A 13,530-nucleotide genomic window follows, 5' to 3' on the forward strand; every position below is an offset into this window, starting at 1 on the left:
CCTTCGAGGCCCGACTTTTCTTCGCTTTGAGCAGCGTCAAAGCGAAGAAAAGCCGGGCCTCGAAGCGGGTCGGTCGGGTCCGGGCGCCGGTTCAGCCGTGCGCCCAGCCCGACCAGCGGGTCACTCGCACCCGGATCACCGGCCCGTCCGGCCGGCGCTCGCGGTACTGCGGGTACCGCGCGGCGAGCGCGTCCAGCGCCGCCGCGCGGGGTTCGCCGTCGTGCTCCACCACGGCCTCGCCGTCGGCCCGCACCCACCAGAGGTGGGTCCAGTCGTCGTCGTACCGGTCCGCGAGCACGGCGACCTTCGGGTTCTCCGTGATGTTGCGCAGGCGCTTCAGGTCGCGTGTGGTCTTCGGTTTGTGGTCGACGGCGACGACGATCTCGTGGGCCGGCGCTTCTGCCGCCGGACCGTGCGCTGCGCTGACCAGGGCGAACGTGATCGGCACGAGCTGCGGCACGCCGTGGGTGTCGGCCGTGGCGAGGTAGGCGTGCCGGGCCGCGGCGAACCGGGAGCGGCAGGCGTCGGCATCGAGGCGCACGTCGTCATTCTGCCCCGCCGCGGGAGCCGGCTCCGGTCCTGCCCGCCGGGCTGTTGCGTATGCGCAACGAATGCCGGCACGGCCCGCGAGCGCTCACCAGGGCTGACAGCCTTCCCTCACCCTTGAGAGGGAGGTCGCCGATGTGCCGTGCCAAGCGCTGGCGAGAGACGCTGTGGGCATGACGAACCACAGCCGGCAGCCCCGGCGGGTGCGCGACCTCGGGATCGTGGTCGGGCCGCTGAGCACCGGGCCGCTGAACGCGATCACCGACGTGCCCGGCGTGCGGGTGGGGCACACCACCATCGTGGACCCGCCGCGTCTCCACACCGGCGTCACGGCGATCGTCCCGGACGCCCTGGAGCAGGGCCGGAGCAGCCTGCCGTGCGGGCTGTTCGTGGGCAACGGGTTCGGCAAGCTGATCGGTGCCACCCAGGTCGCCGAGCTGGGCGCCGTCGAGACGCCGATCCTGCTGACCGCCACCCTCAGCGCGTTCCGCGCCGCGGACGCCCTGGTCACGCACGTGCTCGCCGGACCGGGCCACGAGGAGACGCGCACGCTCAACCCGGTGGTGGGCGAGACCAACGACGGCCGGCTCAGCGACATCCGGGCCCGGCCGATCACCGAGGCGCACGTGCTCGCCGCCCTCGACGGCGCGACGTCCGACCTGCCCGGCGAGGGCTGCGTCGGCGCCGGCGCGGGCACCATGGCGCTCGGGTTCAAGGGCGGGATCGGCACGTCGTCGCGGGTGGTCGGCGGCTGGACGGTGGGCGTGCTGGTGCAGTCCAACTTCTCGGGCACGCTCACGGTGCGGGGCGTCCCGATCAGGGCGGACGACGGCGGAGCGCCGGCTGCGGCAGCACCGCCCGCCCCCGGCGCCCCCGACGTTGCCGCGCTCCAGCCCGAGGGCAACTCCTGCATGATCGTGGTCGCCACCGACGCGCCGCTCGACGCGCGGCAGCTCGGCCGCGTCGCGCGGCGGGCCGTGTTCGCGATGGCACGCGTGGGCTCCGACTTCGCGGGCGGCAGCGGCGACTACGCCCTGGCGTTCAGCACGCCGGGAGCCTCGGCGTCGGGCAGCGTGGACGACGCCGACCTGGACCCGGTCTTCGCCGCGACGATGGACGCGGTCGAGGAGGCTCTGCTCAACTCGCTGTTCATGGCGACCACGACCGTCGGGCACCGCGGTACGGCGACCGCGGTGCCCCACGCCCTGGTGCTCGACCGGCTGCGCGCCGCCGGCGTACTGCCTCAGCCCTCGACGACGGGGCCCGTCTCGTAGTCGGCGGACAGCGTGATCTCGACGTCGATGTCCCGCGGCTGCAGCTCGACCTGCGCGCCCCCGCCGGGGGCGGCCATCGCCCCGGCCCGCATCGCGTACATCGGGGTGCCACCACCGTCGTTGCCGCCCCGCAGGCCCGCCTCGTAGATCGCGACGGGGGCGACCGGGCCGAGGCCCAGGGCGTCGGCGTACGACTGGGCCCGTACCACGGTCTCCCCGGCGGCCTCGACACGGGCCTCGGCCTGCAGCGCCTTGCGGGTCTCGTCGGTCAGGGTCCAGTTCAGCCAGTCGATCTCGACGCCCTCGACGTCCATGATGTCGGCGAGCCAGGTGGACAGGACCTCGAAGTCGCGGAACGTGACCGACAGGCGCGCCGAGGCCCGGAACCGCCGGATCCGCTGCTTGCCGCCCGTCTCCGAGTTCTTGACCCGGTCGTCGTAGACGTACGAGTGCACCGAGGCGGAGTCCCACTTCTCGGCCGCGCCTGCCGCGACGTGCGCCTTGGCCTGGTCCACGAGGATCGTGTGGGTGCGGGCCACCCGCTCCACGACGTCGTTCCGGAGGGTGCCCGAGAACGCGACGTGCAGGTTGACGGTCCCGCGCTCGGCGGGATGAGTGCGCTTGGCCTGGCCTTCGACGGCGATGCGAGTCATGTGCGGAGTCTGCCCACGATGCCGCGGACCACGCCACCCCGCCGCGCCGGGCGGCGTGCTGCCCGGCGAGACGTCAGCCGATCGTGCCCTTGCCCACCGTGCCGCGGACCAGCGTCGGTTCGAGGCCGCAGAACGCCCCGTAGCGCGCGGCCTCGGCCTCGATGGCCGCCCAGACCGACGCGGAGGGCTCGTCCGTGAGCTCGACGGTGATCTCCACGGTCTGGGCCTTGAGGACCCGTGACCACCCGCCCGCGATCAGCCCGTCCACGGCCACCAGCCCGGTGTACAGCCAGCGACTCGGCATGCCGTCGCTGGTCAGGGACGGCCAGCTCTTGAAGTCGTGGCAGAAGAACTCGTCGTACACCGAGAGCAGCCGGGCGGTTCCCACCGGGGCCGGGTCGGGCAGGTCGCCGTCGGTCCAGAGGGTCAGGCCGGCCACCTCGTGGCGGGTCAGCCCGGCGTCGGCCACCGCGGCGCGGGCCGCGGTCCTGGTCAGGGTGCCCCACCAGGCGACGTCCTCCGCGCGGCACGGGCCGTGCCCCCGCACGTACGCGCGCGCCAGGTGGACGCGGGCCTCGTCCTCGTCCCAGCTCCTCTGCTCCGGCAGCAGCCGGTAGGTGGCCTGCTTGCCCCGCATCGGGCCGCTCGCCACGATCAGGTCCAGCTCCGCGTGCATCATGACCTGGCCCAGGTGCCAGGCGTCCAGCGGGGCGCCCTCGTCCTCGGCGAGCGCGACGCCGAGCTCCTTGCGCGTGAGCGGGCCGTCCGCCAGCGCGTCGGCGACGACGGCGTGCCGGCGGGGGAGCAGTGAGTGGTCGAACTCGTAGGACCGCTCCGTGGAGGCCATCACCCTGCGGACCCGTGGTGCTGTGGCCGCCATGAGCGGCGCCAGGTGCTCGGGGACCACGTAGTGCCAGGTGGGCCGCAGGATGTGGGTGCGAAGGATCGACCCGTCGGCGAGGGCGGCCTGCACCTGTTCCAGCGTGGCCGGCGCGGCCAGCCGCTGCGCCACGCCCCACGCGGAGGAGTGCAGCTCCTGCGACTGGACGGCGCCGAGCCGGGCGACGACGCGGGCCACCGCGCCGTCGTCGGCGGACAGCGTGGGGTCCGGCGTGCCCAGGCCGACCGAGGTGAGCCGGGCCCGCTGGATCTCCTGGACGTCAGACGTAGTAGGCATCCCCGCCGCCGTGTCCCGCCGCTCGGGCGCGTCGGTGCTTGGCCAGGCTCCGGATCAGCATGATCACCCCGACCACGAACAGGATCAGCACCGGGATGATCGCGAGCGGGGCCAGGACGGCCAGGAACGAGACACCGATGCTCGTCGCGTCCTCCGCTGCGCTGACCACGGGCGCCGCCGTGCCGCCCGAGACCGTGTTGGCGACCACGCGCCCGCCGGCCTTCGCCGCGTGCGTGCCGAGGGCGAGGACCACGCCCGCGACGATCGGGATCCACTGGCCCGACTGCACGAACGCACCCGGGTCCGTGACCGTCGCCGTCTCCGACATCGAGCCGGCGCCGAATGCGATGCCACCCGCGGTGGGCCGGATGACGGTCTGCACCACGTCGTTGATCGAGTCGAGCACCGGGATCTTGTCCGCGGCGAACTCGAGCACCAGCAGCACGACCAGGATCGCCATCACCCAGCCGTTCTCCAGCCACGCCCACGTGCTCGGCAGCTCCACGAGGTCCGTGAAGCGCGAGAGCGCGCCGAGGAAGATGAGCGGGATCCATGCGTTGAGACCCGCCGACAAGGCGAGCCCGCTACCGGTGGCAATTTCGAGCATGACTCGAAGTGTTCCACGGCACACCGACACTCCGTGGGCGAAACGTGTCCGGTGTGCCCGATCTGTTACCCGAGTGTCATCGGCGCCGTTTCTTCTCTCGGCGAAGGCCTGGAACGCGCGGGCCCCTTCGTGGAAGAGTTGTCGCAGACCGCCGCACCGCTGCGCTGACCTGGAGGCCCGGATGATCTGGACGATCTTCGCCGTCGCATCGGTGGTCCTGCTCGGCCTGTCGGCCGGCGTGTTCTTCGGGTTCTCGTCGTTCGTCATGAGCGGCCTCGCCCGCGCCTCCGACGAGGCCGCCGGGGCGGCGATGAACGGCATCAACGAGACCGCGCCGCTGCCCGCGTTCATGAGCGTCTTCTTCGGCGCGCTCCTCGTCCCGGCGGCCACCGGCATCTGGGGCCTCGTCGACGGGCACGACGGCGGCGTCTGGATCCTCGCGGCCGCCGCGGTCTACCTGGTCGGCACCTTCGGCGTGACGATGGCCCTGAACGTGCCGCTCAACAACCGGCTACTGGCCGCCCACGACAAGGCCGCAGGCTGGCGCGCCTACTGGCGGCCCTGGACCGCGTGGAACCACGTGCGCACGCTCGCGGGGGTCGCGGCGACGGCGCTCGCGGCGGTCGGGCTGCTCTGACGGGTCGGTCTCCCGGCCGGGTGTCGGGGACAATCGTCAGCGTGCCCGCCATCGACTTCCATCGCACCCTGCCCGGATACGCGCCCACGCCGTTGCGCGACGTGCCGCGGCTCGCCGCGGAGCTCGGGGTCGGCCGGGTGGTGGTCAAGGAGGAGTCGAGCCGGCTCGGCCTGCCGGCCTTCAAGGTGCTCGGCGCGTCGTACGCGATCGCCCGCGCGCTGGGGGAGCGGTTCGGCCTGGCGACCACCTCGCTGGACGCGGTGCGCGACGCCGTCCGCGGCACCGGCGTCCGCCTGTACGCCGCCACCGACGGGAACCACGGCCGCGCCGTCGCCCACGTGGCCGCCCTGATCGGCGCCGCCGCGACGATCTACTACCCGCCCGGCATCACGCGGGCCGCCAAGAAGGCGATCGCGGCCGAGGGCGCGCGGACGGTCGAGTCCGAGGGCGACTACGACGACGTCGTGGCCCGCGCCGCGGCCGACGCCGCCGCCGACCCGACGGCGGTCCTGGTGCAGGACACCTCCTGGCCCGGGTACACGGACGTCCCGCAGTGGATCGTCGACGGCTACGCCACGCTGTGCCTCGAGGCGGACGAGCAGCTCGCGGCCCTGGGCGTCGCGCGGCCGGACCTGGTGGTCGTGCCGGTCGGCGTCGGCTCGTTCGCGCAGGCCGTGGTGAGCCACTACCGCGCCCCGGGGGCCGACGGCGGGACGCTGCTCGCCGTCGAGCCCGACCGTGCCGCGGGGCTGGTCGCGTCCCTGCGCGCCGGCCGGCCCGTCACCGTGCCGGTGGGGGACACGATCATGACCGGACTCTGCTGCCCCACCGTGTCCGCGCTCGCGTGGCCCGTCCTGCGGGACGGGCTCGACGGCGCCGTGACCGTCTCCGACGACCAGGCGGCCGCCGCCGTCGACGACCTGGCGCGCTTCGGCGTCGACGCGGGACCGTGCGGCGCCGCGACGCTCGCCGCCGCACGCCTCGTGCTGGGTCAGCCGGGGTGGCGGGAGGCGATCGGGCTGCGGCCGGACGCCGTCGTGCTGCTCCTGTCGACCGAGGGCCGGGCGGCGAACCCGGTCCCGGAGGACCGCGTCTGACGCGGCACCGCCCACCCTCATCACTGCCAGGAGCCCGCTCGTGCCCGTTGCCGTCCCCGTCGCCCTCGACCCGATCCTCCCGCTGCTGCGCTGCCCGTCGTGCGGCGCGGAGCTCGCGCCCGTGCCCGGTGCGCTGCGCTGCCCGCACCGGCACAGCTTCGACGTCGCCCGGCACGGCTACGTCAGCCTGCTGACCGGCACGCGGGCGACCAGCGGCGACGACGGACCGATGGCGCGTGCCCGCCGCGACTTCCTCGCCGCGGGCCGCTACGCGGCCGTCCGCGACGCCGTCGCGGACCTGGCGGGCGAGGCGGACCTCGGCGCCCGCGCCGGTAGCGGGGCCGACGCCGCGGCCGGAACGGGGCGGCCCGCCACCGTCGTCGACGTCGGGTGCGGCACCGGCTACTACCTCGCGGGCGTGCTGGACGCGCTGCCCGGCTCCGTCGGCCTGGGCCTGGACACCTCCGCGCACGCCCTGCGGACGGCGGCCAGGGCGCACGACCGCGCGGCGGCCGCGACCTGGGACGTCTTCCGGCCGTTCCCGATCGGGTCGGAGCAGGTGGACGTGGTGCTGGACGTGTTCGCCCCGCGCAACCCGGCCGAGTTCCACCGCGTGCTGCGGCCGGGCGGGGTGCTGGTCGTGGTGCGGCCGTTCGGCGGGCACCTGGCCGAGCTGCGCCGTCAGGTCGCCGGGATGGTGTCCGTCGACCCGGCCAAGGAGGAGCGCCTGCACCAGGCGCTGGACCCGTACTTCGAGGCCGCGCGCACGGAGCACGTCGAGTACACGACGCCCCTGACCCGGCAGGAGGCGGTCGACCTGGTGCTCATGACGCCGAGCGCGCGCCACGTGACGGAGGCGGACCTGAACGACGAGGACACCCTGCCGTCGGAGGTCACGGTCTCGGTCCTGGCCACGGCCTACCGCCGCCGCTGACTCCGGTAGCGCCCGATATCGCCACTGGGATCTGGTGGTTGCGACCCCTTGGAGAGAGACAGGCTCGGTCAGGCGCCGGGTTCGAGGAGCCGCGACATGAGCTCGGCGGTGGCAGGTGCTCCGGCTCGTCGTAGCGCGGCGAGGGTCGACGCGTCGGTTGCGCCGGGCAGGCGAGCGACCGCGGTGCCGTGGACAGCGCGCATCCCGTTGGTGACGGAGAGCAGTTCCAGGTCCGCCGCGTACAGCAGGTAGTCGCGAAGGACTCGCGAGCAAAGCACGTTCGCATCGGCGAGGACGATCCGGATCGGACGCGTCGCGAACTCACCGTGACTCACTCGGTCAGGCCCAGTTCGTTCTGGAGGTCGGCCAGCTCGGCCAGGGCCGGGCCCCGGCGCGTGCGCTCCGCGGCTCGGAACGCGTCGATCGAAGCGATCGAGATGCGGTGGTGGGCGCCGACCATGCGGAACTCGAGTGCGCCCTGGTCCATCAGCCGGCGGATGTGCGAGCGGGACATTCCGAGCATGGTGGCGGCCTGAGCAGGCGTCACCTCGCTCTTGGTCTGGGCGATGACGAGGCGGCCCTGAGCGCGCGCGTCCATGAGCTGGGCCAGGAGCTCGGCCGTCGACCGGGACATGAGCACGCGGACGTTGTCCCCGCCCTGTTCCAGGGCGTGGTGCAGCGCTGCGGTGTCACGCGCGAGAAGGTCGCTCATCACCTGCTCCTATCTGCTCCAACTGACGCATCTGCCCCAACTGTATCGCGCCACGCCGTCCGGTACCGACCGAAGCGGGGTGCCTCGTCGCCTGGCCGAGCGGGGCTGGGTCTGCCTCAGCGCGAAGTACCAGCTGCGCCCCGCCGCGACGTTCGAGGACGACGACCCTGCGTACCAGCCCGGGTTCGAGGACGCCGACACCTCGGTGAGCGCCGCAGCGGATCCGGTAGGTGGGTTCAGTGGGCCGCCGGGGCCTTGGCGGTGCGCAGGTAGTCCGTGAACAGCTCCGCCGTCCGCCCGACGCCGTCCTCCTGGCGCAGCCGTTCGCCCAGGCGGGCGGCCCGCTCGCGCATCCCCTCGTCGGACGTCGCCTGGGTCAGGGCGGCGGTGAGGCGGTCGGCGTCGAGCACCTTGACCGGGACGGGCTCCGGGCCGACGCCGAGCTCGGCCACGCGGCGGCCCCAGCTGAACTGGTCCACCGCCACCGGCGTCAGGATCGTGGGGATCCCGGCGCGCAGGCCCGCCGCCGTCGTGCCGGCGCCCCCGTGGTGGATCGCCGCCGCGAGGCGCGGGAACAGCCAGTCGTACGGGGCGGACTCGATACGCAGCACATGGTCCGGGAGCTCGCGGTCCCGGCCGAGGTCCGCCCAGCCGCCGATGAGGATGCCTCGGCGCCCGGTGCGGTCGAGGGCCTCCAGGAACGCGTCGACCAGCCGGCCGGGCTGCGCCGTCGGCACGCTGCCGAGGCCGAACGACACCGGCGGGTCGCCCGCGTCGAGGAACCGGGCGAGGTCCGGGGGCGGCTCCCAGCCGGCCGGGGCACTGGTGGGCAGGTACCCGGTGACGTGGATCCGGGGGTGCCAGTCGGCCGGGCGGGGCAGGACGAGCGGGCTGTACGCGTAGTAGAGCGGCATACCCTGCCGGTCCTGGAGCACGCGCGCGTTGGTGCGCAGCGGCGGCAGGCCGAGCACCTCGCGCCGCTGCCGGTTCACCCCGGGCTGCTGCATCGTGCGCCAGATCATCTGGTCGGTGCCCCACCAGCCCGCCCGGTCCAGGAGGGCGCCGTGGCTGCGGCCGTCGCCGAGAAAGAACGTCGGGAACTCACGGGTGGGGGTGACCGGGAAGAACTGCAGGTCGGCGCACGGGATGCCGAGCTTCTCCGCCACGCTGTACCCGTACAGCGTGGTCGGTCCCTTGTAGAGCATGGCCTCGCTGTGCTTCGTGGCGCGCCAGATGTCGTCGATGATCTGCGGCAGCATCTGCTTGCGCGTCTTGGCGCCGTAGGCCATGAAGCGCACCATGTTGCCCGACTCGACCAGCTCGACGAGCTCCGGGTTGTCCGCGTACGTGGGCAGGACCGGGCCGAACGGCTCGAAGTCGGTGCCGTAGGACGCGGCGAGCTCCGCGAAGTCCGGCGAGCCGACGACGGTCGGGTGGTGGCCCTGGTCGCGGAGTGCCACCGCCAGGCCGAGCAACGGCTCGACGTCGCCGCGCGAGCCGGCGGTGAGGATCGTGATCTGCATGTTCGCCCTTCGTCGAAGGTGGATATGACGAGCTAGCGCTGGTTCAGCAGGCCGTCGAGAAGTGCCATGGCGGCCGCGGTGTCCGGCTCGTCCGGCGTCAGCATCCGGTCGATCATCTCGGTGACCGTGTCGATCAACGCCTCGGGTGACGGGCTCTCCGGCCGGTCCTGGTGCTCCTGGATCGCGGTCATGATCGCGGCCGTGAGGGCCTCCAGGACGATGGCGACGGACGCGAGGTCCACGCCGTCGCGGATCACGCCGGCCCGCTGCTGCAGGGCGAGGAAGTCGCCGAGGAACCCCGGACCCGCCGGGCCGGGCATGGTCGCCTGGGGGTCGCGCAGGTACCGGCCGAAGACGTCGCGGTCACGGGTGGCGATCGCGGTGAGCAACGGGTCGCGGGCCACCACGCGGAACCCTGCCCGGTAGATGCTCGCGGGCGTTCCCGGCCTCGGCTCGTCGTGCAGACCCCGGCGCCAGCGGACGGCGTAGTCGGACAGGGCGCGTTCCGCCACCGCGTCCACCAGCTCCCGCTTCGAGGCGAAGTGCCGGTACACGATGGTCCGGCTGAGGTCGGCCGCCTCGGCGACGTCGACCATGGTCAGCTTGTCGTAGCCCCGGCTGAGGAGCAGCCCGACGGCGGCGTCGAGGAGCGCGTCCTGGCGCCTGGTGCTGTCGACCATTGCTTCTCCCTGAGGCTGCGACACTGTGACGATATCTGTCACAGTGTTTACGCCGTACGTGCAGGAGTCAAGCGCCGTCCTGACGGTGGATCGCGCCGCACCCCGACGCGTCCGACTTACCTTGCGCAGGCCCAGACCCTTCGGCATGCTGTGTCCGCTTTGTTCGAATTGACTGGAGACTGCACGCGCAATGAACGCACTTCTCGAGGAGGCTCCGCCGCGGCCAGAGCCCTCGCCCGGTCCGGCCGAACCGCCGTCGGACACCCCGCAGACCCGGGAACGACCTGACCGCCGGTGGCTGATCGACGTGGCGATCGGCGTCGTCTCCAGCCTCGTGGTGGGCGTGCTGCTGGCCGGCTACCAGGCGTGGATCGACGACGAGCGGGAGAGCCGGACGCAGGCGGTCGAGGCCGAGCGCGCCGAACGGGACCAGGTGCTGGCCAACGTGACGTTCATCCGCGAGACGATCCGGGACGCACCCGAGGGGGTCAAGCCGTTCCGCGGGATGAACCTGCGGGGTGCCGACCTCTCCGGGATGGACCTCGGGTGCCCGGTCCACTACGACGCCGCCGGTGGCTGGACGAGGGACCGGGTGGAGACCTGCGCCGATTTCACGGGGGCGGACCTCACCGGCGCGCGGCTGGACGGCGCGAACCTCACGGGCGCCCTGCTGGTCGACGGGTCGCTGGCGGACGTCTCGGCCCTCAACCTCTTCGCGCCGTCGGCCGAGATCGGCGGAAACCTCGACGGTTCGGACTTCGACGGGGCGGTGCTGTTCGGGTCGGTGTTCCGGTCGCCGTCGGGCAGCTCGTCGTTCGAGGACACCAGCCTCGACGGCGTCCAGGTCGAGCCCGGCCAGGAGGCGCGGGCGACGTTCGCCCTGGCCGGGGTGTCGATGACGGGCCTGCGGACCGGTGCCGCCGGCGAGGAGTCCACCGACGGCTGGACGTCGATCGACTGCGCGTCGGGTTTCGCCCAGGCGCGCCGGGGCGGAGACGTGCAGCAGGTGGCGTCGTACGCCGAGCTGGGCGACGGCGGCCGCGTCCAGTGCGGGGACTACGGGCAGCGGTGCGACTTCGACCGGTTCCCGCAGGTGGGCGCGCAGCTCGTGGCAGGAGGTGTCTGGAAGATGCCGGCCCCCGGGTGCGAGTCCGGGTTCTCGGGGAAGACGCCGGAGGACACCCCGGCTCAGGAGGTCGCCGAGTTCTACGACGACCTGCTGCCCGACTGGACGCGCGAGGACATCGCCGCGGCCGAGAGCCTGTGACGGCGCACCGCGGCCCGGGCGTGGCCCGGGCCGCGGTGCGTGGGGTCAGGCCTTGGCCGCCGCCTTCTGCGCCTTCTTGAACGCGCGGACCTCCTGCAGCGTCTCCGCGCTGGTCACATCGGCGATCGAGCGGCGCGAGCCGTCCTCGCCGAACTCGCCCGCGGCCTCGCGCCAGCCCTCCGGCCGGACGCCGCGCTGCTTGCCGAGCAGGGCGAGGAAGATCTTGGCCTTGCGCTCGCCGTAGCCCGGCAGGGCGTTGAGCCGCTTGAGCACCTCGCGGCCGGTCGGGGCGCCGCCGTCGGCGCCGGGCGCGGTCCAGATGCGGGCGGCGTCGCCGTCGTACTCGTCGACGACGGTGTGGGCGAGCTCCAGCACGCGGCCCGCCATCGACCGCCCGTAGCGGTGGATGGCCGGGGGAGTGGTCGCCATCGTCACGAACTCGTCCGGGTCCGCCTCGGCGATGGCGCGGACGTCGAACGAGCCCATGCGGTCGCGGATCTTGCCGGGGCCGGCGAACGCGTGCTCCATCGGGAACTGCTGATCCAGCAGCATCCCGACCAGCAGCGCGAACGGGTCGTCGCTCAGCAGCCGGTCGGTGTCGGGGTCGCCGGTGATCCAGAGCTCGGTAGCCATGCCTCCATAGTGCCCGATGGTGCATGCGACGTCCCGGTCGGCCGCTGCTCTCAGCAGAACGCCCGACCCGGTCACGTCGTCGGCCCTACCCTCGGACGCATGGCCGACACCCCACCGCCTCCGCCCCCGGCGCGCGACGAGACGCCCCAGGACGCCGGCACCCCGCCGCCGTCGACCCGGACGGGACGCGAGCCGCTGTGGCGGCACATGCTCGGCGAACGACTGCGGCACCTGCGGCACGTGCGCGGCGAGACCCTCGACCAGACCGCGCGCCGGGCCGGGATCTCGCCGCAGTACCTCTCGGAGATCGAGCGTGGGGTCAAGGAGCCGTCGAGCGAGATGATCGCGGCGATCACGGGCGCGCTGGACGTCACGCTGGTCGACCTGGTCAGCGCCGTCGCCGACCGCCTGGTCACCGTGCGGGCCACCCTGCGGGGACCGACCTGCCGGGCGGCCTTCGCGCTGGCGGCGTAGGCTCCGCCAGCCGGGTCGGCGGCCGGGCCCGATCGCCACCGCGACCAGGCCCGGACCGCGGCGAGGTCAGCGCTGCTCGATCACGTGGTCCAGCAGCCCGTACTCCAGCGCGGCGCCGGCCGTGAAGATGCGGTCCCGGTCGGTGTCGGCGCGCAGCGTGTCGACGCCCCGCCCGGTGTGCCGGGAGAGCGCCTCCTCCATGTCGGCACGGATCCGGACCACCTCGTCGGCCTGGAGGATCAGGTCCGGGATCGCCCCGCGGCCCTGCGCCGCGGGCTGGTGCAGGATGACGCGGGCGTGCGGCAGCGCGGCCCGCTTGCCCTCGGCCCCGGCCGCGAGCAGCACGGCACCGACGGCGACGGCCTGCCCCACGACGGTCGTCGACACCTGAGGGCGGATGTAGCGCATGGTGTCGTAGATGGCCATGCCGGCGCTCGGGTCCCCGCCCTCGCAGTTGATGTAGAGCTGGATGTCGCTGTCCGGGCTGCTCGACTCCAGGTGGATGAGCTGGGCGATCAGCGCGTTGGCCACGCCGGCGTCGATCGCCGTGCCCAGGTAGATGATCCGCTCGCTGAGGAGCTGCGAGTAGACGTCCATGATCCGCTCGCCCCGCGGGTGCGCCGCGATGACGTTCGGGATGGTGTAGGTGCTCATCGGGCGTCCCCCTCGGCGCTTGTCCCTGCGGTCGCGGCGAATCCCGTCCGTGCGCGCTCCCGCGGCCGGATGCCGTCGAAGCCGCCCACGATCGTGTCGATGAACCCGAACTCGCGGGCCTCCAGCGCCGTGTACCAGTGGTCGTGCAGCGAGTCGTCGAAGATCCGCTCGACCGGTTGCCCGGTGTCCTCCGAGATCAGCCGCAGCACGGTGTCGCGGGTGTGCCGCAGGTCGTCGGCCTGCAGCTCGATGTCGACGGCGGTACCCGCGATCCCCGCGGACCCCTGGTGCATCAGCACCCGGGCGTTGGGCAGCGCGCGCCGCTTGCCGGGCGCACCCGCCGAGAGCAGGAACTGGCCCGCGCTGTAGGCGATGCCCAGCACGAGCGTGGAGACGTCGTTGGGGATGGTGCGCATGATGTCGCGGATGGCGAGCATCGCCGGCACCGATCCGCCCGGCGAGTGGATCCAGAGGTCGATGTCCGACGACGGATCCTCCGTCGCCAGCGTGATGAGCTGCGTCATCAGGAGCGTGCCGTTGTCGTCGTCGAGCGGTCCGTCCAGGACCAGGACACGCCGCTCGAACAGGTCGCGCCGGGAGCGCTCGCCGAACTGCGGGGGCTGCGGTGATTCGGTCATGACCTCACCGTGCCTCCCGGGGAG

At 73.3% G+C, this 13,530-nt stretch carries 17 protein-coding genes; 6 read left to right on the top strand and 11 right to left on the bottom strand.

What is annotated here, in order from left to right; all coding sequences use genetic code 11:
- Positions 1-91: 91 nt before the first annotated feature.
- The gene (locus tag AB0I29_RS22585; protein WP_357485998.1) at positions 92-541 is read right to left on the bottom strand and encodes a TIGR03668 family PPOX class F420-dependent oxidoreductase; all 450 of its coding nucleotides are present in this window, start codon (positions 539-541) and stop codon (positions 92-94) included.
- Positions 542-719: 178 nt separating this feature from the next.
- Here AB0I29_RS22585 and AB0I29_RS22590 point away from each other — a divergent pair, with 178 nt between their 5' ends.
- The gene (locus AB0I29_RS22590; RefSeq protein WP_357486000.1) at positions 720-1,820 is read left to right on the top strand and encodes a P1 family peptidase; all 1,101 of its coding nucleotides are present in this window, start codon (positions 720-722) and stop codon (positions 1,818-1,820) included.
- Here AB0I29_RS22590 and AB0I29_RS22595 read toward each other — a convergent pair.
- The 3 genes from AB0I29_RS22595 to AB0I29_RS22605 all read right to left on the bottom strand — a co-directional run bounded on the left by AB0I29_RS22595 (position 1,790) and on the right by AB0I29_RS22605 (position 4,257).
- Complete coding sequence (locus AB0I29_RS22595; protein ID WP_357486002.1) at positions 1,790-2,473, bottom strand: SIMPL domain-containing protein; 684 nt, start codon at positions 2,471-2,473, stop codon at positions 1,790-1,792. The two genes, AB0I29_RS22590 and AB0I29_RS22595, sit on opposite strands and share 31 nt — an antisense overlap.
- A 73-nt stretch (positions 2,474-2,546) precedes the next feature.
- A complete protein-coding gene (locus tag AB0I29_RS22600; protein ID WP_357486004.1) occupies positions 2,547-3,650 on the bottom strand; it encodes a winged helix DNA-binding domain-containing protein in 1,104 nt (367 codons plus the stop codon).
- Positions 3,634-4,257 (bottom strand): DUF4126 domain-containing protein, encoded by a 624-nt coding sequence (locus AB0I29_RS22605; protein ID WP_285105210.1) that lies wholly within the window; start codon positions 4,255-4,257, stop codon positions 3,634-3,636. The genes AB0I29_RS22600 and AB0I29_RS22605 overlap by 17 nt, the downstream gene beginning before the upstream one ends.
- Before the next feature lie 181 nt (positions 4,258-4,438).
- On the opposite strand from AB0I29_RS22605, the gene AB0I29_RS22610 reads away from it, so the two are divergent.
- Genes AB0I29_RS22610 through AB0I29_RS22620 form a run of 3 tightly spaced genes read left to right on the top strand, consistent with a single transcriptional unit; the run spans position 4,439 to position 6,925 of the window.
- Positions 4,439-4,894 carry an anthrone oxygenase family protein gene (locus AB0I29_RS22610; protein ID WP_285105208.1) on the top strand — a complete coding sequence of 152 codons (456 nt, stop codon included), beginning with the start codon at positions 4,439-4,441 and terminating at the stop codon, positions 4,892-4,894.
- Between the two features lie 41 nt (positions 4,895-4,935).
- Positions 4,936-5,991 carry a diaminopropionate ammonia-lyase gene (locus tag AB0I29_RS22615; protein WP_357486007.1) on the top strand — a complete coding sequence of 352 codons (1,056 nt, stop codon included), beginning with the start codon at positions 4,936-4,938 and terminating at the stop codon, positions 5,989-5,991.
- Between the two features lie 40 nt (positions 5,992-6,031).
- Positions 6,032-6,925 (top strand): putative RNA methyltransferase, encoded by an 894-nt coding sequence (locus AB0I29_RS22620; RefSeq protein WP_357486009.1) that lies wholly within the window; start codon positions 6,032-6,034, stop codon positions 6,923-6,925.
- A 68-nt stretch (positions 6,926-6,993) separates the two neighbouring features.
- Here the strand turns inward: AB0I29_RS22620 and AB0I29_RS22625 are convergent, their stop codons facing one another.
- From AB0I29_RS22625 to AB0I29_RS22640, 4 genes are all read right to left on the bottom strand, one after another.
- On the bottom strand, positions 6,994-7,203 hold the full coding sequence (locus tag AB0I29_RS22625) for a hypothetical protein (protein ID WP_357486011.1): 210 nt from the start codon (positions 7,201-7,203) through the stop codon (positions 6,994-6,996).
- A gap of 53 nt (positions 7,204-7,256) precedes the next feature.
- Positions 7,257-7,637 (bottom strand): helix-turn-helix domain-containing protein, encoded by a 381-nt coding sequence (locus AB0I29_RS22630; RefSeq protein WP_285105201.1) that lies wholly within the window; start codon positions 7,635-7,637, stop codon positions 7,257-7,259.
- 236 nt (positions 7,638-7,873) lie between these two features.
- Entirely contained in the window at positions 7,874-9,160 is a 1,287-nt protein-coding gene (locus tag AB0I29_RS22635; protein WP_357486014.1) for a glycosyltransferase, read from the bottom strand.
- A 32-nt stretch (positions 9,161-9,192) separates the two neighbouring features.
- Entirely contained in the window at positions 9,193-9,840 is a 648-nt protein-coding gene (locus AB0I29_RS22640; RefSeq protein WP_285105198.1) for a TetR/AcrR family transcriptional regulator, read from the bottom strand.
- A 190-nt stretch (positions 9,841-10,030) separates the two neighbouring features.
- On the opposite strand from AB0I29_RS22640, the gene AB0I29_RS22645 reads away from it, so the two are divergent.
- A complete protein-coding gene (locus tag AB0I29_RS22645; protein WP_285105197.1) occupies positions 10,031-11,107 on the top strand; it encodes a pentapeptide repeat-containing protein in 1,077 nt (358 codons plus the stop codon).
- 45 nt (positions 11,108-11,152) lie between these two features.
- Here the strand turns inward: AB0I29_RS22645 and AB0I29_RS22650 are convergent, their stop codons facing one another.
- Positions 11,153-11,740, bottom strand: a complete 588-nt coding sequence (locus tag AB0I29_RS22650; protein WP_285105195.1) for an HhH-GPD-type base excision DNA repair protein — start codon at positions 11,738-11,740, stop codon at positions 11,153-11,155.
- Positions 11,741-11,839: 99 nt separating this feature from the next.
- On the opposite strand from AB0I29_RS22650, the gene AB0I29_RS22655 reads away from it, so the two are divergent.
- Complete coding sequence (locus AB0I29_RS22655; RefSeq protein WP_357486017.1) at positions 11,840-12,214, top strand: helix-turn-helix transcriptional regulator; 375 nt, start codon at positions 11,840-11,842, stop codon at positions 12,212-12,214.
- Positions 12,215-12,280: 66 nt separating this feature from the next.
- Here AB0I29_RS22655 and AB0I29_RS22660 read toward each other — a convergent pair whose 3' ends face one another.
- Positions 12,281-12,868, bottom strand: a complete 588-nt coding sequence (locus AB0I29_RS22660) for an ATP-dependent Clp protease proteolytic subunit (protein WP_285105191.1) — start codon at positions 12,866-12,868, stop codon at positions 12,281-12,283.
- Positions 12,865-13,506, bottom strand: a complete 642-nt coding sequence (locus AB0I29_RS22665) for an ATP-dependent Clp protease proteolytic subunit (protein ID WP_357486020.1) — start codon at positions 13,504-13,506, stop codon at positions 12,865-12,867. Before AB0I29_RS22665 ends, AB0I29_RS22660 begins: the two co-directional genes overlap by 4 nt.
- Between the last annotated feature and the right edge of the window lie 24 nt (positions 13,507-13,530).

This window comes from Promicromonospora sp. NPDC050262, from assembly GCF_040655935.1.
In the GTDB taxonomy this organism is placed as follows: domain Bacteria; phylum Actinomycetota; class Actinomycetes; order Actinomycetales; family Cellulomonadaceae; genus Promicromonospora.

Coding starts and splice junctions, on each gene's coding strand:
- AB0I29_RS22590 (WP_357486000.1), top strand. CDS start 720: ATGACGAACCACAGCCGGCAGCCCCGGCGGGTGCGCGACCTCGGGATC.
- AB0I29_RS22595 (WP_357486002.1), bottom strand. CDS start 2,473: ATGACTCGCATCGCCGTCGAAGGCCAGGCCAAGCGCACTCATCCCGCC.
- AB0I29_RS22600 (WP_357486004.1), bottom strand. CDS start 3,650: ATGCCTACTACGTCTGACGTCCAGGAGATCCAGCGGGCCCGGCTCACC.
- AB0I29_RS22605 (WP_285105210.1), bottom strand. CDS start 4,257: ATGCTCGAAATTGCCACCGGTAGCGGGCTCGCCTTGTCGGCGGGTCTC.
- AB0I29_RS22610 (WP_285105208.1), top strand. CDS start 4,439: ATGATCTGGACGATCTTCGCCGTCGCATCGGTGGTCCTGCTCGGCCTG.
- AB0I29_RS22630 (WP_285105201.1), bottom strand. CDS start 7,637: ATGAGCGACCTTCTCGCGCGTGACACCGCAGCGCTGCACCACGCCCTG.
- AB0I29_RS22635 (WP_357486014.1), bottom strand. CDS start 9,160: ATGCAGATCACGATCCTCACCGCCGGCTCGCGCGGCGACGTCGAGCCG.
- AB0I29_RS22640 (WP_285105198.1), bottom strand. CDS start 9,840: ATGGTCGACAGCACCAGGCGCCAGGACGCGCTCCTCGACGCCGCCGTC.
- AB0I29_RS22645 (WP_285105197.1), top strand. CDS start 10,031: ATGAACGCACTTCTCGAGGAGGCTCCGCCGCGGCCAGAGCCCTCGCCC.
- AB0I29_RS22650 (WP_285105195.1), bottom strand. CDS start 11,740: ATGGCTACCGAGCTCTGGATCACCGGCGACCCCGACACCGACCGGCTG.
- AB0I29_RS22655 (WP_357486017.1), top strand. CDS start 11,840: ATGGCCGACACCCCACCGCCTCCGCCCCCGGCGCGCGACGAGACGCCC.
- AB0I29_RS22660 (WP_285105191.1), bottom strand. CDS start 12,868: ATGAGCACCTACACCATCCCGAACGTCATCGCGGCGCACCCGCGGGGC.
- AB0I29_RS22665 (WP_357486020.1), bottom strand. CDS start 13,506: ATGACCGAATCACCGCAGCCCCCGCAGTTCGGCGAGCGCTCCCGGCGC.